Below are 23,702 nucleotides of genomic sequence, written 5' to 3'. Positions count from 1 at the left end.
AAACAGCTCGGAAAACCTTGCTTCGTAGCATGAGCCTAACGATTGATACCGCCTATGCGCACGGAAGGGTTGTGGGAAAGATGGTCAATTATGGGTTTGGTATGCCGACGCGCTTGGTTGCGGATGGGGATGTGGCTCGCTGGTGCGGGCGATTGGTTGCCCACTACGCTGGCACCAAGGCACTGGTCGTGTTGGGCGGTGACAAGCATACGCGCGATGAGCTTGTCTCGGCGGCACTTGGTTCGCTCGCTCGAGCCCTACTCGAGCGTGTGCTTTTCCGCTGCGGCTCGTTTGAGGGCGACGGGGGAGACGAACTGGTCGACGAAGCCGTGGCCCTGGCGACCGACGAAGGCGTGGACTTTGTCCTGGCGATTGGCGATGCCGATGCTGCCGGCTTTGCGCGCGAACTCGCGCGTCGCATGGCGGCGCTCGATGCCGGCGAAGATGGTTTTGTCCCTTATGGATGCATTGTCTCGGAGGGCAAGGTGCCTGCTGTCGTGGGCACCGGCGAGGTTCCCGTTTTTGCCATTATCGCGCCCGAACTGCTGGAGGGCATCGGGTCTCCTCTGCGTGAGTTGCTCGGTAGCGTCTGCGCCGTGGCCTAATATTTGCCATAAAGGGATGGGTTATTTTTGGTTGGTAAAGCGTTTGACCTGCCAAAATAAGCCTGTCCCTTTTTGATCGGCTGCCGTTTGGGGGCCGATTGGCAACGCTCGCTGATTGTAGTCTTGACCTGCGCTAGAATAGTGGCATCTGAATGTCCGGGTGCATGGAGGCGTGCGCCCGTATGCTGAGGAGGACTCTATGGCAACTGTTGCCGCACCTATCGATGCTACGTCGACTGCCGCTTGGAAGGCACTCGAGGCTCATCAGGAGAAGCTCGAGGCCGATGGTATCGACCTCAAGGCCTGGTTCGCCGCCGATGCCGAGCGCGTGAACAAGCTGAGCTTTGACGCCGGTGACCTGCACTTCGATCTGTCGAAGAACCTGGTGACCGATGAGACCGTCAAGCTGCTGTGCGATCTTGCCCGCGAGGTGAAGCTCGAGGAGCGCCGCGACGCCATGTTCTCCGGCGAGCACATCAACACCACCGAGGACCGTGCCGTCCTGCACACCGCGCTGCGCCGTCCGGCAAGCGATAAGGGCCAGCTCATTGTCGACGGCCAGGATGTCGTCGCCGACGTGCACGAGGTCCTCGATCGCATGTATGCCTTCGCCGAGCGCGTGCGCTCCGGTGAGTGGAAGGGCGTTACCGGCAAGAAGATCGAGCACCTGGTGTCTATCGGCATCGGCGGCTCCGATTTGGGCCCGGTCATGGCTTACGAGGCCCTGCGTCCCTATGCCGACGCCGGTATCGACTGCCGCTATATCTCCAACATCGACCCCAACGATCAGGCAGAGAAGCTCAAGGGCCTCGATCCCGAGACCACGCTCGTGATCATCGTCTCCAAGACCTTCACCACGCTCGAGACCCTCACCAACGCCCGCGAGGTCAAGACCTGGATGCTCGAGCAGCTCAAGGCTCAGGGCGCCATCGACGGTTCCGATGAGCAGAACGCCGCGGCCGTGGCCAAGCACTTCGTCGCCGTTTCCACCGCACTCGACAAGGTCGAGGCCTTCGGCATCGACCCCGCCAACGCCTTCGGTTTCTGGAACTGGGTCGGCGGCCGCTACTCCGTCGACTCCGCCGTGGGCCTGTCGCTGATCGTCGTCCTCGGCCCCGAGCGCTTCCAGCAGTTCCTCGAGGGCTTCCATGCCATCGACGAGTACTTCTGCAACACGCCGCTCGAGAACAACGCCGTCGCGCTGATGGGCCTGCTCAACGTCTGGTACGTCAACTTCTTCGGCTCCAAGAGCCACGCCGTGCTTCCGTACTGCCAGTATCTGCACCGTTTCCCGGCCTACCTGCAGCAGCTCACCATGGAGTCCAACGGCAAGCATGTCCGCTGGGACGGCAGCGCCGTGACCTCCGATACCGGTGAGATCTTCTGGGGCGAGCCCGGCACCAACGGTCAGCACGCCTTCTACCAGCTGCTGCACCAGGGCACCGTGGTGGTCCCGGCCGACTTTATCGCTTTCGCCAACACTGCCAACCCTGCGACCGACAGCGGTCAGGACGTGCACGAGCTGTTCCTGGGCAACTTCCTGGCCCAGACCAAGGCGCTCGCCTTTGGTAAGACGGCCGACGAGGTTCGTGCCGAGGGCACGCCCGAGCAGATCGTCCCGGCCCGCTGCTTTGAGGGCAACCGCCCGACGACCTCGATCTTCGGCGACACGCTGACCCCGTTCGCACTCGGTGAGCTCATCGCCCTGTACGAGCACATCACGTTTGTCGAGGGCACGGTCTGGGGCATCGATTCCTACGACCAGTGGGGCGTCGAGCTTGGCAAGCAGCTTGCCAAGCAGATCACCCCGGCCTTCCACGACGACGCCGCCAAGGCCGAGCAGGACGCTTCGACCCAGGCGCTCATCGAGTTCTATCGCGCGCATCGCAAGTAGTCGCTGCTGTTAACGCATCGCGCCTTATAGTCAGGGGCCCGTATCCTATCGGATGCGGGCCCCTTTGCTTTGCCGTAGTCCCGGGGCGCACGGCCTTTGTGGAACATCGCTGGGGCGCCGCGCGCCGCGAGAACCCTGCGCCTAGATCTCGGCCTCCGCATGGTCTCGCTGCGCCTCGGGCAGCTCCCCGTAGAGCGGATGGTCTTCGAGCCTAAAGCGCTCGACCTGTTCGGGAGTGCGACCGCGCACAAAGAGCCACGAGCGATCGATCGGCGTCGCCATGAGCGTGCTGGGCAGCGCGTCGGCGCGGTCGGAAAACACCCGGGCACTCTCGGGATCCTGGAACGCCAGCACCAGATGCGTGTCGCAGTTGCCCATGATGGAGCGTGCGCGTGCCTCGCCATAGAGCGCATCGAGCTGGTTGGTCGACTGCAGCAGCAGCGTTGCCCAGATGTTGCGGCTTCGGATAATCGAGAGCACGTTGTCGATCTGGGGGATCTGCAGATTTGCGAAGTCATCGAGCATAAAGCGCACGGGCACGGGCAGGCTGCCGTCGGGCTGCCTATCGGCCTCACGAATGAGGCCCATAAACGCCTGCGAAATAAAGAGGCCGGTCAGCGGATCGAGATTGCGGTCAATATCGCTCACGGTTACAAACAGGACGCAGGGGGTGTGTCCCATGGAAGCGAAGTTCACCTGATGGCACTCACGATAGAGCTGTGCCGCACCGTCGAATCCCAGACACATGACCTTTTCGGCAAGGATGCCGACGATGCTCGCGTGCATGCGCTCGGCATTTTGCGTAATGGCGTAGCGCCGCCATAGCGAGAGGGCATAGCTTTGGGGGTCGGTCGTGATCAGGTCGTCAAACAATCGACCCGTGGCACCGTCCTGCAGGTGCTCGATCAGCTTGATGACCGAGCTGATCGTCTGCTCGTCGGCGGGTAGCTGTTCGGTGACGTAGGCGATAAGACACGACAGCAGGTTTGCCGCCGCATGATCCCAAAAAGGCTGGTTGTTGTCCTCGATGGGGCAGATGGCCTTTGCCACCGAGAGGATGTCCTGCTGGTTGGGCCTGCCGTCCGCCTTGCGGCGAATGTGCCTCAGGGGGCTGTAGCCGCAGCGCTCGATGCCGGGCGCAAGGGCCGGGACGGTGTTGAGGTCGGCGAAGTTGAGGCATTGCACGCGGTAACCGTGGGCTGCCAGCACGGGTCCCACTTCGCGACAGAGCGTGCCTTTGGTGTCGAGCACGATGTAGCTTGCGTTCATTTGCAGCAGGTTGGGCTTGAGGACGTTTCGGGTCTTGCCGGCTCCCGAGGGGCCGATCACAAGTGCGTTGTTGTTGAGTCCCGTTTGGCGGGTGTCGCAGGAGAGCGTTCGATCCTTGGCGAGGATGGTGGACGATGCGGACTCAGATGCGGCGAGGCGGCTGGCGAGGTTAGACATGGGCGACCTCCTTGGTGGTCGAGAGAATTTCGTGGGCAAAGCCGAGTTCGACGGCGCGCTCGGCCGAAAGGTAGGTGTCTTTTGCAGTGAGGGACTGGATGCGCTTGGGCGTGAGGCCGCTGCGGTCCGAGAGGATTTGCGTGAGGGTCTTGCGGGTCTGCATGAGACGCCGGCTGGTTTCCTGCAGCGCAAGTGCCGAGCCGCCTGCCCCCTGGGGGATCAGTGGGTCGTGAATCATGAGCTCTGCATGGGGCGCCATACGGCGATCGTCGCCGCCCATAAAGATCACGGCGCCCATGGACGCGGCGAATTCCAGGCAGACGGTGCGGATGGGGCACGATGCGAGGCGCATGGCGTCATAGATCGCAAGACCCGATCGCACGCTTCCGCCGGCGCTGGCGACAAATATGGTGATGGGGCGGCTGGGGTCGGTGGCATCGAGCAGGCGGATCTGCTGGCATAGGTCGTGGGCCATCGGGGTTTCGATGTTTCCAATGACGGAGAGCTCGCGACGGGCGAGCATCTCATCGTAAATGCTGGTGAGCGTGATACCTCGGGCGGATTCACGCATGGTGAGGGGGCTGATGATGGGGGAATGATTGGTGTCCATGAGGACTCCTTTCTGTTGGTTGTGTTGTGGAATAGGATTGTTGCCCGCGGAGGGGCTGGCGGGCTACAGGGTTCGTCCGAGCCTGAGATCGAGCTCGGTTGTGGGGCAGGCTGCCTGTTCGTGCGGCTCGCAAGCGCCAAGGGCTCCAAAGCGATGGAGCGTTGCGACGGGCGTGGTGTAGGCGAGCCGCAGCTGATGCTCGACAGGGGCACATCCGTCATTTTTGTAATGAGCCGCGTAGTACTGCGCGATGTTGGCGTTCATCTCGCTGCCATTGCGATGGCGCTCAAACTGGCGTCTGCAGGTTTCGATGATCTTTGCTACCGACTTGGGTGCCGTCGCGGGAACAAGGGCGAGATAGCCCTCAAATAGCTCGTTGATGCTCAGGAGGCACAGCAGGTCGATCAGCGTCCTTATGGCTACTCCCTCGGCAGAAAAGTGCGCGGTCATGCGGTTATATCGGTTGCGGTCGACGATGGCCGCATGGGGTCTTGGAGTTTTCTGCCCCGTGGTCCCGGGCTTTTGCCGCGCCTGTGTATTGAGCTCGACGTTGCAGCGCTTGAGGCCGTCCAACGGAAGGAACAGTGCGGTGCGCAGGGTGTTCCGCTTGCTTTCGAGTTCATGACGCTCGTCGGGTTCCCATTCGAGCTTGAGTTTCGTGTCGAGCGCCGTAAGCATATGGGCTAGGCAGCCTACGGTAAGAACGTACGAATCGTTGTCGCGTTGTGGGGCATAGGGGTCTGTCAGCTTGCGAATGTCGGGGTCGCCCATGATCTTTGTGCAGCGCTTCAGCAGTTGAGGGTGGTCGGCCAAGATCGTCGCGAGCGGTAGCGACGCGTAGTTCTTGATGGTCGCGGCGGCAAAGGCGGCGTCATATTCGTTTGCATATGCTCGCTCAATGCGGGCATCCAGAATGCTTTTCTTATCGCCGTCTTCAGCGTGGTTGTTTGTCATAGCTTCTCCAATCGGTTGATGTTCGTGCTGTTTGTTGATGTGTTGGTTGTCGTGAGTGATGTGCTTGCCATGGGTGATGTGCTGATGTTGGGGTGCTATGCGGTTTTCAATGAGCCCGTGAGGCAGTTGCTGCAGGGGCGGGATGGAACGGCCCATGCAAGGCGGAAGGCATCGTGCTCAAAATCGAGACAGCAATGCCCTGGGTGCCTCACATGTGGCAGTTACCTCATTAAGTTGTCATTGCGTTTGGGGTTGTACTTTGCCGATCTTCCTTCTCTTACACGCTAAAACTCAAACTTCATATGCTCGATCTACTTAAAACCGCAACGGCGGTCTTTTATCAACTTATATGTCGGAACGCGTCTTTGCAAGTACTTTTTTGCGTTTGTTTCAAATGGGGTGGTTTTGCAACCGTCACGCGCCACGCTATGCGAACGTGTCCCGGCTCGGATAAGATGGTGCGATCGAGTTCTACCGCGCTCACTGCAAGTAGTCTTTGTTGCTGAGATAGGTCACGGCCGAAAGGGGCCCGTATCCCAACAGATACGGGCCCCTTGCTATTTAAATGGGCATGAGGGTGTATTGAGGGGGGATGTCTTGCTGTCGGCATCCGCGTGCGGTGCCATTCGCTGTCCGTAAATTATACGTTTACGGCTAATTTCATACCACTTGTCGGAATGCGGACGCTGTCCTTGCATGCCGGGCGTACATTGAACGTGGTTTTTCGCGTGAAGCCACGAATCGGTTGCCAGCCCTGAACAAGGAGGCCCAGCATGACGCTTGCCAAACCCATCAATAAATACATCGACTATATCGATGCCCCCGAGGACACGTTTGAGCAGTATGTCGAGAAGGCGTTAAAGTACAACTTTCGCTGCGTATTTGCGAACCTGCAGGAGTACGAGACGGGCCGCGCCATGCTCGAGGGCTCTGACATCATCCTTGCCGGCGCTATCGACTTTCCCCAGGGCACTATGACGCTTGAGGAGAAGCTTGCGAGGTTTGAGGAATACGCTGCGTGTGGCTTTACCGAGATTGACTACGTTTTGAATCAGGGGTCGATCGAGAACCGCGATTTTGATGCCATCGAGCGCGAGATGACTACCATTGCTGATTTTTGTCGCGCGCATGGCATCACTGACAAGGTAATCGTCGAGATGTGCAAGCTGGACGGCGACGACGCCGCCAAGCGCCGTGTATGCGAGATCGCGCTGGAGGCCAAGCCGGGATTCCTTAAGACATCGACCGGCAGAAGCTTTGGCGGTGCTAAGCTCGAGGACGTGCGGCTGATGCACGAGGTGCTCGGCGATGCCGTGGCAATCAAGGCGGCGGGCGGTATCCATAATTACGAAGAGGCTTGCGCATTCATCGAGGCCGGCGCCAGCGCGTTAGGTGCATCGGCGGGCATCGCGATCGTCGAGGGCGCACCGACGGATGAGCGTCGCTAGCAGACGTATTTGACCTGAGCGATAAAGCTTCACGACCACACGCCGTTCATGTTCGAGACAATATGACTTTTTGCCCGTTGTAAACGGAGTCGCGATGGGTGTTCTGTATGATGGCTCAGACAAGGTTGTTCAATGACAGGGAGGCATATATGGCAATCAAAGCCATCGCGATGGATATCGACGGTACGCTCACCAACGATCAGAAAGTGATTAGCCCGCGTACGCGCGAGAAGCTGCTCGCGGCGCAGGAGTCGGGCATTAAGCTCATTTTGGCTTCGGGCCGTCCCGCATGGGGGCTCCACGCCTTGGCGCAGGAGCTCGACCTCCAAAACCATGACGGTCTGCTAGTTGCCTTTAACGGCGCACACGTCGTCGATGCCCAGACCGACGAGGTACTGTTCGATCAGGCTATGCCTGCCGACGAATTGCATCGCCTGATTGATCACCTGCGTAATTTTGACGTGATCCCTATGATTTCGCTCGGTCGCGATTTGCACGTCGAGGACTCGTACCGCTGCATGATCACGCTGCCTGACGGCTCGCAGAAAAACATCGTCAAATACGAGCGCGATGCGTGCGATCTTAAGATCCGCGAGGTCGAGAGCCTGCATGAGGTCGCTGATGCTTATCCCGTGGACAAGCTGCTGACGGCGGGCGATCCGGCCTACCTGCAGGCGCATTACGAGGAGATGTATGCGCCCTTTAAGCAGACGCTTTCGGGCATGTTTACGGCCGACTGGTACTTTGAGTACACGGCGCACGGTATCGACAAAGCCCGTGCGCTCGAGGGTGCCCTGCCCAAACTCGGCATCGATGCCAGCGAGGTCGTATCGTTTGGCGACGGCCAGAACGACAAGTCCATGATTGAGTGGGCCGGCACCGGTGTTGCCATGGGTAACGCCGTCGATGAGGTTAAGGCTGTGGCCCAGATGGTGACCGCCGATAACAACGAAGATGGTATTGCAATGGCGCTGGATAAGCTGCTGGGTTAGAATCGCCGATAATGCATGGTTTGGGCGCCTGCTTGCAGGCGCCCTTTTGTTAGGGAGGGTGCCGTGTCCGCATTTCCGTTCGACGCCGTTATCTTTGACATGGACGGCGTCATTGTCGATACCGAGTATTACTACCTGGGCGAGACTGCCGCGTTTGCCAAGGAGCTTGGGCTTAATCTGACTCAAGAGGAGTTGAATGGGCAGGTCGGTACCTCGCATCAGTTCTTCCTGCATATGCTGGTCGATTGGTTTGAGCGCGCCGGTAAGGGGCACTTCACTGGCGAGGAAGCGTTGGCCCGTTGGGACGAGTGGGCGCATGAGCGTCCGCGCGACTATCAGGCTTTGATTAACCCAGGCGCCGTGGATACGATTCGAGAGCTGCCGCGCCGTGGCGTTCGCGTGGCGCTTGCCAGCTCGTCTCCCATGGTTAGCATCGAGGAAGTGCTCAACGCATGCGGGCTGTCGGATGCCTTTGAGTATGTGGTGAGCGGCGAGCAGTTTAAGGAGAGTAAACCCGAGCCCGACATCTACCTGCATGCGCTAGACCTGCTGGGGCTGCCCGCGAATCGCTGCTGCTGCGTTGAGGATTCCGTTCCGGGCATTACCGCGGGTAAGCGAGCCGGCCTGACGGTTATTGCCAAGCGCGAGGAGCGCTTTGGCTTTAGCCAGGATGCCGCGGACAAGATTATCGACCAGCTGCCGGAGCTGCTGGAACTCGCGTAGATTCTGGGCGGTACTGCTGTCACAACAGTGGTTCCGTTGGCATAAGAGAGAGGCGGCGTCATGGCATTTAACGTGAGCGCACTGGGGTTTGGCGACAACGTCGTCGACTGCTACGAGCATATCCACACAATGTATCCGGGTGGCAATGCGGTGAACTTTGCCGTGTATGCCAAGAAGTGCGGCGCCGCGCGCTCCGCGTATATGGGCATCCTTGGTAATGACGCTGCTGCTGAGCATGTGATTGCGAGTCTTGAGGATGAGGACGTTGAGCTTGCCAAGTGCAAGCAGCTCATCGGCGAGAACGGTGCGGCACGCGTGACCGTCGTTAACGGCGACCGTGTTTTCCTTGGCTCCAATGAGGGCGGCATCCGTGGTGATGCGCGCTATGTGCTCGATCGCTTTGACCTTGCGTACGTGAAGCAGTTCGACGTAGTCCACTCGGGCAACTATTGCTTTACCGAGCGTGAACTTCCCAAGTTGAAGGCCGCGGGCATCACGGTTTCGTTTGACTTCTCGGACGATTCGACCGACGAGTACTACGAGCAGATTGCTCCCTACGTTGACTTCGCGTTCTTTAGCGCGGCAGACGCCGCGAGTGAGGATGAGATTCGCGAGCGTCTGGCATGGGTGAGGAGCCTAGGTCCGCGTTTCGTATCGGCAACGGCTGGCGCTGAGGGCTGCATTGCCTATGACGGCGATCGTTATTACCGCCAACTGGCTAAGCCGGTAACGGATATGAAGGACACCATGGGTGCGGGCGACTCATTCCTGACTTCGTTCCTGATGTGTTATCTCGATTCCGTCAAGCGTGGCGAGGATGGTGCCGAGGCCATCGAGCGTGCACTCGACTTTGCGGCGGGGTTTGCTTCGACCGTATGCGGCATGGAAGGCTCCTGGGGCCATGGAGTGCCGATTTCCGAATAGGTGAGCAGTCCCGGGGAGTCGAATTGTCGCCCCCCGGGACTCCATGGACAAATAATGCTAAATATGAGTACTGTCACTAATTTAGTAACAGCGAAATTAAGCTATTGAGGGCCTAGTTGGGTGTCTGCGAGTGATTAAAACCTGCTAAAAATGACTTTAACCACCTTAAAGTGCCTTGATAATGGATAGCTGTACATTATCAAGGCACTATTTTGCCGTAAAATAATGTGACTGGATTTGCAACAGTACTCATATTTGGCATTTTTTGCCCACCGGGGCTAGCGAAGGTCAAAACCAGAGTGCGCATTTGCTAAAACTGCCGACTCGATGCACTCTGCGTCGCGGTTTTTGAGTGAGACGATGCGTTCTGAGGTCCATGTGAGCGATCTGATAAGCGACTGTGCGCTTGTTTCGGTGTTTGCCTCCGCCGGCGCATCGGTCTCGAGCAGTAAACGATCGAGTGGGATCTGTCGGGCGTATTCGCGACCGCGCTTGGTGGCGAGCATCCGCTCGTTCACGGAAAAATAACAGCCCGCATTACGCGCGCGGACGAGTTCGTCCGAAGTACCGCTAAACCAGTGGAAGATGATAGCGGGGGAGTCGGGGTTTGGGATGAGTAGTCCATGCGATTCGAGGACGTCCAGTACGGCTCCTGCCGAACGAACGTCGTGAATTGATATCACACGCCCGGTAAGAGGATGTTGCGCGAGAGCCTCGCAGAGCCGGTCAAGTGCCTGTGTTTGCAGCGGCTCGCTTCCGGCAAAGCGCGCAGAAAAGTCGAGTCCCACCTCGCCGATGTAGCGCTCTTGGGCTGCAACTTCGCAAAGCAGATTGATTTCGGCAGGACCGCAGCGACCGTCGGCAAGCCACCAGGGGTGAAGCCCAATGCCGGCGATGATGCTTGGTTGGCGATGGGCGCGCTCGTTTGCGGCCGAAAAGTCACGTGGATCGACGCCGCAATCAAATAGGCCCAAGCCCAGTGCCGTCGCCTCATCGGCAACGGCGTCCGGGTGAGCCATCAAATCAAGATGGCAGTGTGCATCAAATAACCGGGGCTCCATCTCGGCGCACTCCGCTAGTCCAGGCGTTGGCCGTCGGCGCGCACACGCTCGGTGCCGCGTCCACTGATCTGGCGGATAACCTCGCCGGCAATCATCTGACCCATGATGGGCGGCATAAAACTAGCGGTACCCAACTCGGTACGCTCGTGGATGTTGGACGGGTCGCGGGGTTGGGTCTTAACCGATTCCTCGCAGCTAAACAGCACGTGCAGACTCTTGATTCCGCGCTTCTTACATTCTTTGCGCATGATGCGGCTCATGGGGTCACGTACCGTATCGAAAATGTCGGCAAAGCGGAGGCACTCGGGATGGAGCTTGTTGGCCCCGCCCATGGAGCTAACCAAACGAATGTCGTGGTCCTGAGCATATTTGGCAATGGTGAGCTTGGCCGAGATGGTGTCGATGGCGTCGACGACGTAGTCGAGCTTGCCGTCCGTCTGCTCCAAAACGCTCGCGAAGAACTCGTCGATGTTGTCGCTCAGCAGGTATTCGGTGCGTTTGAGAACGGTGGCGGTGGGATTGATGTCGTGGATCATGGCTTCCATAACATCGACCTTGCGCTTGCCGATGGTGCTGTGAAAGGCGATAGCCTGGCGATTGATATTGCTGGGCGCGACGATGTCCTTGTCCAGAATGACGAAATGACCGATGCCGCCGCGGGCGAGTGCCTCGCAGCAGTTGGAGCCCACGCCTCCGCAGCCGAGCACCAGCACTGTAGCATCGGCGAGCTTGTCGAGTGCCTCGCGGCCCATGATGATCTCGAGCTTGGTGTCGCGTGTCTCGATGGGGGCTGCGGCTGCGGTTTCGGTCATAGATATCCTCCGATGGGGAGTCGGTCGTGTTTTAGCTATCGCCATTATAGGTATTATTGCGATTCCATTTGAGCCCTAGGGGCTTGTTGAAATGAGGCAGAGATTCGCATAAGATGAAGCAGATGGCACCCGTTGCCGCGGGTTGGCCAACTCCCAAACACGTTTGTAGCGTGAGAAGTGGCCGTCTTCGCATTACGCGGGGGCGGCTATTTCATTCGACCTCCAATGTGGATGCCGAGCTCCACAGCCGCGATTACAAGCAACAACAACGTCAGGACATCGTCAATACTCATAGTCCATCTCCTTCTTGGGTAGAGGGAGCTGGGCCATCTGCTTCAACTTCCATTGTAGCTAAATACGAACGAATGTTCTATAGATGTTACTGTTTTAGATAATTAGACAAACATCTAAATATCGAGTATAGTGTGCGCGTCATGAGAGATGATGAAAGGAGGTCTTATGCCGGGAGAGGGTTTTAAGGCGCTTGCCGATCCAACGCGACGGCGCATTTTGGAGTTGCTGCGCGAGGGCAATCGCACGGCCGGGGAGCTTGCCGAACATTTTGACATCAGCAAGCCGTCGTTGAGCCATCACTTGGCGACGCTCAAAAACGCCGGGTTGGTGACCGACGAACGTCATGGCCAAAACATCGTTTACAGCTTAAACACCACCGTCATGCAGGACTTGATCGGTTGGTTTATGGGCTTTACAAACACGGAAGGTGATAAGGATGAATAACGAAAACAAGGGCATTCACGCCACGGGGGTATCGCGGCGTGTGTGGATTGCGCTGATCGCTCTGTGCGTCGCCAATGTCGTAGCGCACCTCATGGTGATGCCGAGCTTGCCCGGGCAGATTCCCACGCACTGGGGCGCGAACGGCGCCGTCGACGGTTGGGGTCCCAGCTGGATGGCATCGGCGCTCGGCGCATTGCCTCTGGTGCTTCTCGCAATGTTCTGCGTGGTGCCGCGCATCGATCCCAAAGGTGAGGCATATCGAACCTCGGGCAAGTTCTATCAGGGCTTCGTAATCGCCTTCACCTTGTTCATGTGCGCCATAAGCTGGCTGGGAGAGCTTACGGTCTGGGGCGTGGTGCCGGCGGCCGGTTCGGTTAACGTGCTGATTTCCGGTGTTGTCGGTTTGCTGTTCATCGGCGTAGGCAACTACTTGCCGCGTGTGAAGCAGAACTATACGCTCGGTATCAAGACGCCTTGGGCGCTTGCCAATCCCGAGAACTGGCGCCGTACGCAGCGCTTTGGCGGTGCCTGCTTTATGGTGCTGGGCTTTGGCCTGATTGTGATGGGCGTGGCAGGCAGCGTGCTTTCGAGTGAAGTCGTCGCCGCGGTGATTGCGGTTCTGGCGTTTGGTTCGGTCGGAGCCGTCTACGTCTACTCGTATCTGCTGTGGCGCAAATCGCAGCGAGCCGCTCGCTAAGGTTGCGGAAAACTAGCGTACGCAGTTCATAGTATGTTCCGGGGGAACTTTTCCCAGGTAGTATTAGGGGGTGTGGGCAACCATGCCCCTTTTTCGTTACGTTTCAGAGCTGGTTTTTTCATTTCGTTTCCACTAAAGCGAAACAAGAATAGGAAAACAGCAGGTAGAAAGGATAAAACAGGCATATGGCTGAGTTTATCTACCAGATGTATCAGGCTCGCAAGGCCCATGGCGACAAGGTGATCCTTGACGACGTGACCCTGAGCTTCTACCCCGGTGCCAAGATCGGCGTTGTGGGTCCCAACGGCATGGGCAAGTCGACCCTGCTCAAGATCATGGCCGGCATCGAGGAGGTCTCCAACGGCGATGCCAGGCTCACCCCCGGCTACACCGTGGGCATCCTGCAGCAGGAGCCGCCGCTCGACGACGACAAGACCGTCATCGAGAACGTGCGCATGGCATTTGGCGACATGATTGCCAAGGTCGATCGCTTCAACAAGATCGGCGAGGAGATGTGCGACCCGGATTGCGACATGGACGCCCTCATGGCCGAGATGGGAAAGCTCCAGGACGAGATTGACGCCGCCGACGGCTGGGATATCGATTCCAAGCTCGGCCAGGCCATGGACGCCCTGCAGCTGCCCGATTCCGACATGCCGGTCAACGTGCTCTCTGGCGGCGAGCGCCGCCGCGTGGCCCTGTGCAAGCTGCTGCTCGAGGCTCCCGACCTGCTGCTGCTCGACGAGCCCACGAACCACCTGGACGCCGAGTCGATCCTTTGGCTCGAGCACTTCCTGCACAACTACCAGGGCGCGGTGCTTGCCGTCACACACGATCGCTACTTCCTGGATAACGTTGCCGAGTGGATCTGCGAGGTCGACCGCGGTCACCTCTATCCCTACAAGGGCAACTACTCCACGTATCTGGAGACCAAGGCCGCCCGTATCGAGGCACAGGGCAACCGCGACGCCAAGCTCGCCAAGCGCATGGAGGCCGAGCTCGAGTGGGTACGCAGCTCGCCCAAGGCTCGCCAGGCAAAGAACAAGGCCCGTCTGGCTCGCTACGAGGAGATGGAGGCCGAGGCTCGCGCAAGCCAGAAGCTCGACTGGACCGACATCCGCATTCCTGTGGGCCCGCGTTTGGGCAACAAGGTGCTCGAGGCTCATCACCTGCACAAGGAGTTCGATGGCCGCGTGCTCATCGATGACCTTTCGTTCACCCTGCCGCGTAACGGCATCGTGGGCGTCATCGGCCCCAACGGCGTCGGTAAGACCACGCTGTTCAAGACGATTGTGGGTCTGGAGCCGCTGACTTCGGGCGAGCTCGAGGTGGGCGAGACCGTCAAGATTTCTTACGTCGACCAGAACCGTTCCGGTATCGACCCCGATAAGAACCTATGGGAGGTCGTCTCGGACGGCCTGGACCACATGATGGTCGGCGAGACCGAGGTCCCCAGCCGCGCTTATGTGGCGAGCTTTGGCTTTAAGGGCCAGGACCAGCAGAAGCGCGCTGGCGTACTCTCCGGTGGTGAGCGCAACCGTCTGAACCTGGCGCTCACGCTCAAGCAGGGCGGCAACCTGCTGCTTCTCGACGAGCCCACGAACGACCTCGACGTCGAGACGCTGTCCTCGCTCGAGGCGGCGCTGCTCGAGTTCCCGGGCTGTTCGGTGGTCATTAGCCACGACCGTATGTTCCTGGACCGCGTTGCCACGCACATCCTGGCGTGGGAGGGCACCGACGAGAACCCGGGCAACTGGTATTGGTTCGAGGGCAACTTCGAGGCCTATCAGGCCAACCGTATCGAGCGCCTGGGCGAGGACGCAGCCCAACCGCATCGTATCCACCGCAAGCTGACGCGCGACTAGTAGCAAGTAGAAGGGCCGCCACCAAGGGCGGCCTTTCTTGTAGCGATTGCACTGCAGCTATGCCCTGGCTGCTGGTTTGATTCATAATCAAAGTCATCTCTTTGGGATTAAAGCCCGTTTTTGCTATGAGTGATTTTCTAATTCCGTTTAAAACGTAAAGACGCATTGGGTTGCAAGGACATAAGCAAATCGAATTGAAATATAACCAGTGCTGTAACGTTACAAAAAAGATTATAGAATAGGAGTACCTTATAAGTCGCTTCTCTAGAAAGAAGAACATATGCTTTCGCGTCGTCGTTTTCTGCAACTTGTCGCGTCTTCAATTGTCGCCTTAGCCGCACGTCCGAAAGAGGTTTTTGCTTCGACGGGCAATATTGATGGTGAGCAGATACAATTTACTTCTGAAATTGCGCAAGAGCTTGCCGATAAATATATAAAGGGACTCCTCGGCTATTCGTATACGCCTTCTGACCCTATTCCTTTTGTAGATGTTGATGGGTCCCCGCTTGGTTACATTGTTCCGGTTGTGACATCCAATAGAGCCGCGGGCTATTTGGTTTTAGATGCTTCAGATGATGAAATACTTACGGGATATCGTTTTGGAGACGGCTTAGTCAGCCCTATGGATCGGGGAGGAGATCTTGGTGTCGAGTCTTATTCGTTCAATAACCCAGTCGTAATGATCAATCCATTCGAATTCGGCGTGCAATCTTTGGACGGTTCAATAACAACAAATTGCGGAAGAACAATCCCGGCTGTTTCCATAGAAGGACGGCCTGTCGTTTTATCAAATAAACCTTCAAGCTGGAACGATGTTGTAATTTACGCAACTCAAATGCAGGATTACACAGTATCTGGATTTCGTTCCATTTCTCAGTTTATGTCATATGATGAAAGCGAGATTAAGAGGCTTACCGCCCACTATGCTTGTATGGTGACAGCTTTTTCGAACGTTGCGGAACTGTATGGCATTGCCAATTTATATAGCGACCCTTCGCAATATATGCAGATATGGAATTACACCAATACCCATGCTCTTTCCGATGAAGAACAGACTGTTCCCGGCGTTGTTTTGGGTGGAACGCCGATATCAACCTGTGCAACGGGGTTTACAAATTACTGCGCAAGCAGAGGAAGTACTCTTATCGCCCGCACTGTCTCCTCTCCGGCTATCGCGAGCATTCAAAATGAGATTAACTCTAATAGACCGAATGTTTTACATGCGAGTTTGTACAACGGATCAGCCCATTCTGTAACAGCGGAGGCTTACGCCACACTTACTGGTAAGAAAACTGGAGAGACAAGGCAGATGATTGGCATAGCGGACGGCTGGAATTCATCTTTATCCTTCCTGAAGTATGATCAGAGCTATTATGCGTGGACTTATGGAACGACTTTTTCGAAGTAGGGCGATTCGACTAGCTCTGTCTTTGGCGCTGATGGCTTCATTGGTGGGCTGTTCAACAAAGGAAGAGATATCGCGCGGAGGTTCCGGAGAAGTGACTGCGACAGACTCAGGTTCATTAGAAATAGCTGGCGGGCATGCCGATGTGATGTTACAAGGAAAAGGCGTGCTTAGGTCGATTGATGCTGAAGACGCTGTCTGCTCAATAGAGGATTTGAAGACAGGTGAAACTGCATCGTACCGAGTTTCAGATAATGCTGCGAATATGATTGAGTCGATACCGACTGGAGCGCAGGTTTCTTTTAGATACTTTGCTCCGCAACTTGAGGATGAGCTTGCTTCTCTGGTGTCTATATGCACCGATGACAACTAAAAGGCCTGAATTCAAACGGCCTCGGATGGTCAAATTGGCTATCCGAGGCCGTTTTTTACTCGACCGGGGCTTCGACCTTGTCGATGGCCCAGGCGGCTCCGAGACCGCCGGTGGTGTTGCGGCGGATGCGCACGGTAACCTCGCGGCGCTCGCCGGCCTGCGTGTAGCACAGGGGGAAGTTTGCGCGGTTTCGCGCGGCCTCGATGGTACCGCGCTCGCGGGCGATCCAGTAGTACTCGCCGACAATGCCGAGCGTGTCGGCGCCGTAGGGGAGATAGGTCGACAACTGGTGCAGAAGCGGGCCGGGGCAGAAGACCTCGGTTGCGAAATCGACGGGGAAGTCCTCAGGGATGGCGGGCGCTGCAGGTGCGGGGGTTGGGGCCGCTGCGGGTGCCGGAGCCGGTGCCGGTGCGGGAATTTGGTCGCAAGCAGAGGTGGGCACGGATTCGATGACGGGTGCGGGCTCCGGCGTCGCTTCCGGCTTGATTGTGGAATCTGCGGGCTTCACGGTGACGGGCGCGTCTGCAGCTGCAGTTTCAATCTCAACCTGCGTTGCGTTCTCGTTCTCGATGCTCGGCTTTGTCTCGACCGGCGTGGAAGCCATGGTGGTGATGCCGGCGTTGGCGTTCTCGGGGTCATAGACGACCGTGAGCGAGATGGCGGGCTGCGGCGTCTCGGGCTCCGGCGCCGACTCGGTAACGCCTTGATCGGCGGGCTCGTCGGACTGATCGTCCTCGGCCTTATCACCAAAGACATCGCTGTTTTGGAATGCAGACGTCTCGGGCTGGTCAGCGGCTTCTTCGGTTGTCGACTTGGGAGCTTCGTTGAGCTCCGCAGTGGTTTCCTGCTCAGATATGACTTCGGGATCGGTCGTGGCGGTGATTTCGGTTTCTGCTGTTACCTCAATAGCGACTTCGATCTCTGCCTCGGGCTCGGGCTCCGGCACGGCTTCAACCATGGTTTCTGGCTTGGGACGTTTAACGTGCTTGGGACGCACGGCCTTGAGGTCCTTCTCGCCGCGCTTTTTCTTTTTGTAGGACTGCTTGGCTCCCTTGGCTGCCTTGGGCTTGTCCTCGCCCTTGGCAAGGGCGGCATCCCAAGCCTCGTTGGCGATGACGGTGGCATACAGGCGACCGCCCTTAAAGACGGTCAGCTTAATGCAGTCGTCGAGCTCCTCGAGCAGCTCACGCGTGGACTCAAAGCCCAGGTCATAAGCGGTCATGTCGCCGGCGGCGAGCGCCTCCTCGACCTGTGTCATAAACGTTTGCTTGCCGCACCCAATCGCGTCGCGCAGCAGGCGATACAGATAGATGTGGTTGCCCAGCGAAAGCGTGGGCCTAACTATTGTCTTGCTCATGGCAAATCTCCTCTTTACACATGTAAAGCATCTTACCATCGCATGGCGTTCGCCATGGCGGCGCCCAAGGCAAACGGGCGCGAACCGCTTTCGATTCGCGCCCGTTGTACAGGTCGGTTATCTATGAGAGGCAAATGTACTTAGTTGCCCGATGCCGTGCCTTGGCTCGAGTTGTCAGATGCCGTGCCGGACGCGGTTCCACTCGAGCTGTTCGAGCTGTTGGTGTTGTTGCTGTCTGCTGTGCCCGTTCCCGAAGTGGTGTCGCTCGTCTGGCCGCCCGTGCTCGGCTGCGAACCGCCAGTCGTTTGGCTTGAGTCGGTCGTGCCGGACGGCGTGCTGCTGTTGGCCGTAGAGGAATCGGTGCCCTGCGATTGGTTTTGGGTGTTCGAGGACGAATTGGCAGAGGTAGAACTGTCTTGCGTATCGTCCGTCTGCGCCTGCTGATCCTGCGACTGGGTGTTGCCATTTGCATCGCTCTCGGTCGTGCGCGACGAAAGGATTGGCTCGGGGCGCTCGCCCAGACCCTCACCGGCGGTGGTTATAAGGATGGCGCCGGTGCAGGCGATGACCGCGACGATGGCGATGGCGATTGAGAAGATGATGACCTTCTTTTGCGTCTGGCTGCGCTCGGCCGCTGCCTTGGCGCGCAGGCTGTTGGGGGCGACGCGCGCCGTGGTCGCGCGCCCCGCAACCTGGCGCATCTCCTGCGTAGTCGCGGCGCCGCCCAGGTGCTCCTCGGCATTAAGCTCAACGGGCTCATAGGCGCCGGCGGGATAGTCGGCGGCGGCGTGCGTACCTTTGAGGGCTTCGGCGCTGGCAGAGATAAAGTGGCGGTAGACCTGCGAGGACACAACGGTGATGACCGAGCTCACGGCGGCACCAATTACTGAACCAGCGATGCCAATCTTGGAAGCAAGCGCGACGCTCGTGGCGGCAGCTGCGGCGCCGGCGATGATCTGGGGAATGGAGATGTCATCGAACAGGCCCTTTTTGGGCGCGATGGCCATGGTCTGTCCGATGGAATGGTTTTCGTGAACGCCGTTGTTGAGTGCGGCCGGTGTCATGACGCGCGTGCGCGGCGCGTCGGTGTACTTGGTTGTCATACGGGGCCCTCCCGGTGTAAATCTGCTTCGTTTCATTCAGCCATCAGGGTACCCACCAGATGTGAATCGTACGTGACATTTAACAGATACCATCAACTCATCAATAGCTCACCAAGTTGGTGGGATGCGGTTGCACCCGGCGGTTGAACTACAATAGGGCTTGCTAATTGTTGTGAATGGCGTCTACGCACGGGAGCATTCTTATGAATCTTCACCTTTCTCAGTCTGATGGCTTTTTGCGTGTGGCGGCGGCGTCGCCGCAGATTCGCGTGGCCGATGTCGAGGGCAATGCCGAGGTTGCGCTGGCGGCTGTTCGCGAGGCTACCGAGCGCGGCGTTCGCGCGCTGGTGCTGCCCGAGCTTAACCTGACCGGCTATACCGCGGCTGATCTGTTCCATAACCGCACACTGCTGCATGCCTGCGAGGCGGCACTTGTGCACATTCTCGATGAAACCCGCGATCTGCCGATTGTCTTTACCATCGGTCTTCCCGTTGCAGTTGCCGAGAATATCTACAACTGCGCTGCCGTGTGCTGCGCGGGCGAGCTTTTGGGTCTTACGGCCAAGAAGTATCTGCCCAACTATGGCGAGTTCTATGAGCGTCGCTGGTTTGCTCCATCGCCTGCGGATCCCGTGTGGGTCGAGTTTGCCGGTCAGGGTCCGGTTCCGCTGGGTTCGGGGCTTGTCTACCGCTGCTGTGATGAAGGTGCCGAGGATATGGTGCTGGGCGTTGAGGTCTGCGAGGACCTGTGGGTGCCGGCGCCCCCTTCGACCGAGATGGCGCTTGCCGGTGCGACGGTGATCCTCAATCCGTCGGCTTCGGACGAGATTATCGGTAAGGCGGATTACCGCCGCAGCCTAATCTCCAACCAGAGCGCGCGCCTGTACTGCGCCTATGCCTACGCGGACGCGAGCGAGGGCGAGTCCACGACCGACATGGTCTTTGCGGGCGAGAACCTCGTCTACGAAAACGGCTCCAAGCTCGCCGCGACCAAACTGCTTACCTGCGATATGGCCATCGCCGACGTTGACCTTGACCGCCTGGTTGCCGAGCGCCGTCGCTCGACGACGTGGACGCGCACCGACGATGCGCCGGAGGCCACGGCCGTTGAGTTTTCGTTTGAGGGCGTGCTGGCCGAAGAACCTGTCCTGCGCGATGCCTGCGATATCGACCGCGTTTTCCCGCGCGCGCCCTTTGTGCCGGCCGACCACGGCGACTTGGCCGAGCGCTGCGAGACGATCCTCGATCTGCAGACTGCGGGCCTCAAGACCCGCCTTGCCCATACGGGCACCAAGGCGGCCGTCATCGGCCTTTCGGGCGGCTTGGACTCCACGCTGGCACTGCTTGTGACCGTGCGTGCCTTCGATGCGCTGGGGCTGCCGCGCGCGGGTATCACGGCGGTCTCCATGCCAGGTTTTGGCACGACGCACCGCACCAAGTCGAATGCCGAGTCGCTCGCTCGTGACTTGGGTGTGAGCTTTCGCGAGGTTTCGATCCATGCGGCTGTGGAGCAGCACTTCAAGGACATTGAGCACGATCCGGCCGTCCAAGACGTGACCTACGAGAACAGCCAGGCCCGCGAGCGTACGCAGATCCTGATGGATCTGGCCAACCAGGCTGGCGGTTTTGTCATTGGCACGGGCGACCTGTCGGAGCTGGCGCTCGGCTGGGCTACCTATAACGGCGACCACATGAGCATGTACGCCGTCAACGCGAGCGTGCCCAAGACGCTTGTGCGCCATCTGGTGCGCTATGCCGCTGATGTCTTTGGCGGGCGCATTGCCGAGGTCTTGCTCGACATCCTCGATACGCCGGTGTCCCCCGAGCTTCTGCCGCCCACGGGCGACGGCGAGATTGCGCAGAAGACCGAGGATTTGGTGGGCCCGTACGAGCTGCACGACTATTTCCTCTATTACCTGCTGCGTTTTGGCTTTGAGCCAGGCAAGATCTACCGCATGGCTCTCAAGAGCTTCGAGGGCGTCTACGACGCTAAGACCGTCCACACGTGGCTACGTACGTTCTACCGTCGCTTCTTTGCCCAGCAGTTTAAGCGCAGCTGCCTGCCCGATGGTCCCAAGGTGGGCTCGGTGACGCTCAGCCCGCGCGGCGATTGGCGTATGCCGAGTGACGCTAGCTCGCGTCTGTGGCTTGCGCAGATCGACGCGCTCAATCCAGTTGACTAAGGTTGGCTAAATTGAACCAATACGGGGGTTGCAAGCGTTACACTTTTGCAATCTGATGGCCCGTATCGCGCGGCGCTCTTGTCGGAGCGCCGCGTTTTTTATATCGAAAGGTGGCACCATGCAGGCATCGCAGCGTCTCGACCGCTTTGGCGCGGAGGTCTTCGCCTCGCTCAACAACAAGCTTCTCGCGCTGAAGGCTCAGGGCAAGACCATTTACAACATGAGCGTGGGCACGCCCGACTTTAAGCCGTACGACCACGTGGTCGAGGCACTTACGCAGGCAGCCCAAGATCCCGAGATGTGGAAGTATGCCCTGCGCGACCTGCCCGAACTCAAGCAAGCCGTGTGCGATTACTATGAGCGTCGCTTTGGCGTTTCGGGCATTACGCCGTCTATGGTGCAGTCGTGCAACGGCACGCAGGAGGGCGTGGGCCATTTGGGCCTGGCCCTGCTCGATCCGGGTGACACCATTCTGGTTCCCGATCCGTGCTACCCGGTCTTTGAGGCGGGTGCCAAGATCGCCGATGCCAAGCTCGAATACTATCCGCTGGTTGCCGAGCATAATTACCTACCCTATGTGGCGGGTATCGATCCCGAGGTGGCCGATCGTGCCAAGTATATGATCGTGTCGCTGCCCGCGAACCCGGTCGGCTCGGTGGGCACGCCCGAGGTCTACGAGGAGATTATCGCCTTTGCCCGCGAGCATGATCTGTTGATCGTTCATGACAACGCGTACTCCGACATCGTGTTTGACGGCGAGCCCGGCGGCAGCTTCTTGCAGTATCCCGGTGCGCTCGAGGTGGGCGTGGAGTTCTTCTCGCTTTCCAAGTCGTTTAACGTCACCGGTGCCCGCATCGGCTTTTTGGTCGGTCGCGAGGATGTGGTCTCGGCCTTTGCCAAGCTGCGCGGCCAGATCGACTTTGGTATGTTCTTCCCGATCCAGAAGGCCGCCATCGCCTGCCTGAACGGTCCGCGCGATGAGGTCGAGGCGCAGCGTCTGAAGTACCAGGAGCGCCGCGATGCCCTGTGCGACGGTCTTGAGGGCCTGGGCTGGGAGCGTCCCAACGCGCATGGCTCTATGTTTGTGTGGGCCAAGCTTCCCGGTGGTCGCACCGATTCCATGGCGTTTTGCGAGGAGCTCATGGAGAAGGCCGGCGTTGTGGTGACGCCGGGCGCGAGCTTTGGCCCTTCGGGCGAGGGGCACGTGCGCATGGCGCTGGTCCTGCCGCCCGATCAGATCGCTTTGGCTGTCGAGGCCATTCGCGAGGCGGGCCTGTATTAGAAACCTATTTCGACTCGTCAATAGCTCGAAACCGATTTCGTGCAGTTATTTTACGAATTCTGCAAACAATTTCGGTAAACGGTCGATTTTTGGCTGCGAATAGGAGCATAATCAAAGTCCCGATTGGATGTATTGGGATTACGGCAAGCCGCTCGGGTCGTTCCCGGGCGGCTTGTTTGTGGAGAGAGATGGGAGTTTCTAATGGTTAACGAGAAGAAGGTCGCTATTGTCGGCTGCGGTTTCGTCGGTTCGTCTTCGGCGTTCGCTCTGATGCAGAGCGGTCTGTTCTCCGAGATGGTCCTCATCGACGTGGACAAGAACCGCGCCGAGGGTGAGGCTCTGGATATCGCGCACGGCATGACGTTTGCCGAGCCGATGAAGATCTACGCCGGCGATTATTCCGATGTCGCCGACGCCGCCATGATCGTCGTCACCGCTGGCGCTGCCCAGAAGCCCGGTGAGACCCGCCTGGACCTGGTCAACAAGAACGTCAACATCTTTAAGTCCATTATCCCCGAGATTAAGAAGTCCGGCTTCGACGGCATTCTGCTAATCGTCTCCAACCCGGTTGATGTTCTGACCTATGCTGCCATCAAGATGTCCGGCCTGCCCGAGGGCCATGTCATCGGCTCCGGCACCGTGCTCGACACTGGCCGTCTGCAGCAGATGCTTGGTGCCCACGTCGAGGTTGACCCGCGCGACGTTCAGGCCTATGTCATGGGTGAGCACGGCGACTCCGAGTTTGTCGCTTGGTCCAGCGCCCAGGTTGCCGGCGTGCCGCTGAACACCTTCTGCGAGCTTCACGGCCACCTGGAGCATGAGGCTGCCGAGAAGCGCATCGCCGAGGACGTTAAGAACTCCGCCTACACCATCATCGAGAAGAAGCACGCCACCTACTACGGCGTCGCCATGGCCGTTAAGCGCATCTGCACCGCTGTTATGCGTGATGAGCAGACCGTTCTGCCCGTTTCCTCGCTCATGGTGGGCGAGTATGGCCTGTCCGATCTGGCCATCTCCATGCCGACGGTCGTTGGCCGCGACGGCGTCGTCTGCCGCGTCCCCGTGCCGCTGAACGATGACGAGCAGCATGAGCTCACCGCCTCCGCCAAGGCCCTCAAGGACATCATCGACAGCGTCGACTTCTCCTGCTAAATTCGGCTCGTTTGGGCAACAGGCTACAATGAAAGGCGTCCGGGCCACACGGTCCGGGCGCCTTTTTAGTGCGAGGGG

Annotated in this window: 21 protein-coding genes; 14 read left to right on the top strand and 7 right to left on the bottom strand. The window is 58.7% G+C overall.

Annotation, left to right across the window (positions count from 1 at the left end):
- Positions 1-80 precede the first annotated feature (80 nt).
- Both AB5202_RS03965 and pgi read left to right on the top strand, forming a co-directional pair.
- Entirely contained in the window at positions 81-605 is a 525-nt protein-coding gene (locus tag AB5202_RS03965) for an iron-containing alcohol dehydrogenase (RefSeq protein ID WP_195232109.1), read from the top strand.
- A 199-nt stretch (positions 606-804) separates the two neighbouring features.
- Entirely contained in the window at positions 805-2,499 is a 1,695-nt protein-coding gene (gene pgi / locus AB5202_RS03960) for a glucose-6-phosphate isomerase (RefSeq protein ID WP_055286875.1), read from the top strand.
- 141 nt (positions 2,500-2,640) lie between these two features.
- Here pgi and AB5202_RS03955 read toward each other — a convergent pair whose 3' ends face one another.
- The 3 genes from AB5202_RS03955 to AB5202_RS03945 all read right to left on the bottom strand — a co-directional run bounded on the left by AB5202_RS03955 (position 2,641) and on the right by AB5202_RS03945 (position 5,509).
- Positions 2,641-3,945 carry a type IV secretory system conjugative DNA transfer family protein gene (locus AB5202_RS03955; protein WP_195503320.1) on the bottom strand — a complete coding sequence of 435 codons (1,305 nt, stop codon included), beginning with the start codon at positions 3,943-3,945 and terminating at the stop codon, positions 2,641-2,643.
- Positions 3,938-4,555: a ClpP family protease gene (locus AB5202_RS03950; protein ID WP_368143603.1), complete on the bottom strand. Its 618-nt coding sequence runs from the start codon at positions 4,553-4,555 to the stop codon at positions 3,938-3,940. Before AB5202_RS03950 ends, AB5202_RS03955 begins: the two co-directional genes overlap by 8 nt.
- Before the next feature lie 63 nt (positions 4,556-4,618).
- The gene (locus AB5202_RS03945) at positions 4,619-5,509 is read right to left on the bottom strand and encodes a hypothetical protein (RefSeq protein WP_368147484.1); all 891 of its coding nucleotides are present in this window, start codon (positions 5,507-5,509) and stop codon (positions 4,619-4,621) included.
- 773 nt (positions 5,510-6,282) lie between these two features.
- On the opposite strand from AB5202_RS03945, the gene deoC reads away from it, so the two are divergent.
- From deoC to AB5202_RS03925, 4 genes are all read left to right on the top strand, one after another.
- Positions 6,283-6,957: a deoxyribose-phosphate aldolase gene (deoC, locus tag AB5202_RS03940; RefSeq protein WP_022094433.1), complete on the top strand. Its 675-nt coding sequence runs from the start codon at positions 6,283-6,285 to the stop codon at positions 6,955-6,957.
- A gap of 149 nt (positions 6,958-7,106) precedes the next feature.
- The gene (locus tag AB5202_RS03935) at positions 7,107-7,949 is read left to right on the top strand and encodes a Cof-type HAD-IIB family hydrolase (RefSeq protein WP_195232104.1); all 843 of its coding nucleotides are present in this window, start codon (positions 7,107-7,109) and stop codon (positions 7,947-7,949) included.
- Positions 7,950-8,012: 63 nt separating this feature from the next.
- Entirely contained in the window at positions 8,013-8,672 is a 660-nt protein-coding gene (locus AB5202_RS03930; RefSeq protein WP_324248642.1) for an HAD family hydrolase, read from the top strand.
- 60 nt (positions 8,673-8,732) lie between these two features.
- Positions 8,733-9,596, top strand: a complete 864-nt coding sequence (locus AB5202_RS03925) for a PfkB family carbohydrate kinase (protein ID WP_195232102.1) — start codon at positions 8,733-8,735, stop codon at positions 9,594-9,596.
- Between the two features lie 278 nt (positions 9,597-9,874).
- On the opposite strand, the gene AB5202_RS03920 is transcribed toward AB5202_RS03925, so the two are convergent.
- Positions 9,875-10,657 (bottom strand): TatD family hydrolase, encoded by a 783-nt coding sequence (locus tag AB5202_RS03920; RefSeq protein WP_368143605.1) that lies wholly within the window; start codon positions 10,655-10,657, stop codon positions 9,875-9,877.
- Positions 10,658-10,671: 14 nt separating this feature from the next.
- Positions 10,672-11,469, bottom strand: a complete 798-nt coding sequence (locus AB5202_RS03915; RefSeq protein ID WP_368143607.1) for a tRNA threonylcarbamoyladenosine dehydratase — start codon at positions 11,467-11,469, stop codon at positions 10,672-10,674.
- A 459-nt stretch (positions 11,470-11,928) separates the two neighbouring features.
- Here AB5202_RS03915 and AB5202_RS03910 point away from each other — a divergent pair, with 459 nt between their 5' ends.
- The 5 genes from AB5202_RS03910 to AB5202_RS03890 all read left to right on the top strand — a co-directional run bounded on the left by AB5202_RS03910 (position 11,929) and on the right by AB5202_RS03890 (position 16,547).
- Positions 11,929-12,207 (top strand): autorepressor SdpR family transcription factor, encoded by a 279-nt coding sequence (locus AB5202_RS03910; RefSeq protein ID WP_195404193.1) that lies wholly within the window; start codon positions 11,929-11,931, stop codon positions 12,205-12,207.
- Positions 12,200-12,904 (top strand): SdpI family protein, encoded by a 705-nt coding sequence (locus tag AB5202_RS03905; protein WP_368143608.1) that lies wholly within the window; start codon positions 12,200-12,202, stop codon positions 12,902-12,904. Before AB5202_RS03910 ends, AB5202_RS03905 begins: the two co-directional genes overlap by 8 nt.
- A 185-nt stretch (positions 12,905-13,089) precedes the next feature.
- Positions 13,090-14,769: an energy-dependent translational throttle protein EttA gene (gene ettA, locus AB5202_RS03900; protein WP_055251458.1), complete on the top strand. Its 1,680-nt coding sequence runs from the start codon at positions 13,090-13,092 to the stop codon at positions 14,767-14,769.
- A 280-nt stretch (positions 14,770-15,049) separates the two neighbouring features.
- On the top strand, positions 15,050-16,177 hold the full coding sequence (locus AB5202_RS03895) for a hypothetical protein (protein WP_148345610.1): 1,128 nt from the start codon (positions 15,050-15,052) through the stop codon (positions 16,175-16,177).
- A gap of 31 nt (positions 16,178-16,208) precedes the next feature.
- The gene (locus tag AB5202_RS03890) at positions 16,209-16,547 is read left to right on the top strand and encodes a hypothetical protein (RefSeq protein ID WP_196022586.1); all 339 of its coding nucleotides are present in this window, start codon (positions 16,209-16,211) and stop codon (positions 16,545-16,547) included.
- A 55-nt stretch (positions 16,548-16,602) separates the two neighbouring features.
- On the opposite strand, the gene AB5202_RS03885 is transcribed toward AB5202_RS03890, so the two are convergent.
- Both AB5202_RS03885 and AB5202_RS03880 read right to left on the bottom strand, forming a co-directional pair.
- Positions 16,603-17,904 (bottom strand): hypothetical protein, encoded by a 1,302-nt coding sequence (locus AB5202_RS03885; RefSeq protein WP_368143609.1) that lies wholly within the window; start codon positions 17,902-17,904, stop codon positions 16,603-16,605.
- A 140-nt stretch (positions 17,905-18,044) separates the two neighbouring features.
- Entirely contained in the window at positions 18,045-19,007 is a 963-nt protein-coding gene (locus tag AB5202_RS03880) for a hypothetical protein (RefSeq protein WP_368143610.1), read from the bottom strand.
- Positions 19,008-19,210: 203 nt separating this feature from the next.
- Here AB5202_RS03880 and AB5202_RS03875 point away from each other — a divergent pair, with 203 nt between their 5' ends.
- The 3 genes from AB5202_RS03875 to AB5202_RS03865 all read left to right on the top strand — a co-directional run bounded on the left by AB5202_RS03875 (position 19,211) and on the right by AB5202_RS03865 (position 23,624).
- Entirely contained in the window at positions 19,211-21,190 is a 1,980-nt protein-coding gene (locus tag AB5202_RS03875; RefSeq protein ID WP_368143611.1) for an NAD(+) synthase, read from the top strand.
- A 118-nt stretch (positions 21,191-21,308) separates the two neighbouring features.
- Complete coding sequence (locus tag AB5202_RS03870) at positions 21,309-22,472, top strand: pyridoxal phosphate-dependent aminotransferase (RefSeq protein ID WP_006234344.1); 1,164 nt, start codon at positions 21,309-21,311, stop codon at positions 22,470-22,472.
- 201 nt (positions 22,473-22,673) lie between these two features.
- The gene (locus AB5202_RS03865; protein WP_006234343.1) at positions 22,674-23,624 is read left to right on the top strand and encodes an L-lactate dehydrogenase; all 951 of its coding nucleotides are present in this window, start codon (positions 22,674-22,676) and stop codon (positions 23,622-23,624) included.
- The last annotated feature ends 78 nt before the right edge of the window (positions 23,625-23,702 follow it).

Source organism: Collinsella aerofaciens (genome assembly GCF_040915545.1).
GTDB classification, from domain to species: Bacteria; Actinomycetota; Coriobacteriia; order Coriobacteriales; family Coriobacteriaceae; genus Collinsella; species Collinsella aerofaciens_BE.
The sequence above is the reverse complement of the archived record's forward strand: the minus strand, read 5'-3'. Positions and strand labels throughout refer to the sequence as shown.

Excerpts from the sequence above, each read along its gene's own strand:
- AB5202_RS03895 (WP_148345610.1), top strand. The coding sequence starts at position 15,050 with ATGCTTTCGCGTCGTCGTTTTCTGCAACTTGTCGCGTCTTCAATTGTC.
- AB5202_RS03905 (WP_368143608.1), top strand. The coding sequence starts at position 12,200 with ATGAATAACGAAAACAAGGGCATTCACGCCACGGGGGTATCGCGGCGT.
- AB5202_RS03875 (WP_368143611.1), top strand. The coding sequence starts at position 19,211 with ATGAATCTTCACCTTTCTCAGTCTGATGGCTTTTTGCGTGTGGCGGCG.
- pgi (WP_055286875.1), top strand. The coding sequence starts at position 805 with ATGGCAACTGTTGCCGCACCTATCGATGCTACGTCGACTGCCGCTTGG.
- AB5202_RS03920 (WP_368143605.1), bottom strand. The coding sequence starts at position 10,657 with ATGGAGCCCCGGTTATTTGATGCACACTGCCATCTTGATTTGATGGCT.
- AB5202_RS03915 (WP_368143607.1), bottom strand. The coding sequence starts at position 11,469 with ATGACCGAAACCGCAGCCGCAGCCCCCATCGAGACACGCGACACCAAG.
- AB5202_RS03955 (WP_195503320.1), bottom strand. The coding sequence starts at position 3,945 with ATGTCTAACCTCGCCAGCCGCCTCGCCGCATCTGAGTCCGCATCGTCC.
- AB5202_RS03925 (WP_195232102.1), top strand. The coding sequence starts at position 8,733 with ATGGCATTTAACGTGAGCGCACTGGGGTTTGGCGACAACGTCGTCGAC.
- AB5202_RS03880 (WP_368143610.1), bottom strand. The coding sequence starts at position 19,007 with ATGACAACCAAGTACACCGACGCGCCGCGCACGCGCGTCATGACACCG.
- AB5202_RS03870 (WP_006234344.1), top strand. The coding sequence starts at position 21,309 with ATGCAGGCATCGCAGCGTCTCGACCGCTTTGGCGCGGAGGTCTTCGCC.
- AB5202_RS03950 (WP_368143603.1), bottom strand. The coding sequence starts at position 4,555 with ATGGACACCAATCATTCCCCCATCATCAGCCCCCTCACCATGCGTGAA.
- AB5202_RS03890 (WP_196022586.1), top strand. The coding sequence starts at position 16,209 with ATGGCTTCATTGGTGGGCTGTTCAACAAAGGAAGAGATATCGCGCGGA.
- AB5202_RS03885 (WP_368143609.1), bottom strand. The coding sequence starts at position 17,904 with ATGAGCAAGACAATAGTTAGGCCCACGCTTTCGCTGGGCAACCACATC.
- AB5202_RS03965 (WP_195232109.1), top strand. The coding sequence starts at position 81 with ATGGTCAATTATGGGTTTGGTATGCCGACGCGCTTGGTTGCGGATGGG.
- deoC (WP_022094433.1), top strand. The coding sequence starts at position 6,283 with ATGACGCTTGCCAAACCCATCAATAAATACATCGACTATATCGATGCC.
- AB5202_RS03865 (WP_006234343.1), top strand. The coding sequence starts at position 22,674 with ATGGTTAACGAGAAGAAGGTCGCTATTGTCGGCTGCGGTTTCGTCGGT.
- AB5202_RS03910 (WP_195404193.1), top strand. The coding sequence starts at position 11,929 with ATGCCGGGAGAGGGTTTTAAGGCGCTTGCCGATCCAACGCGACGGCGC.
- AB5202_RS03945 (WP_368147484.1), bottom strand. The coding sequence starts at position 5,509 with ATGACAAACAACCACGCTGAAGACGGCGATAAGAAAAGCATTCTGGAT.
- ettA (WP_055251458.1), top strand. The coding sequence starts at position 13,090 with ATGGCTGAGTTTATCTACCAGATGTATCAGGCTCGCAAGGCCCATGGC.
- AB5202_RS03935 (WP_195232104.1), top strand. The coding sequence starts at position 7,107 with ATGGCAATCAAAGCCATCGCGATGGATATCGACGGTACGCTCACCAAC.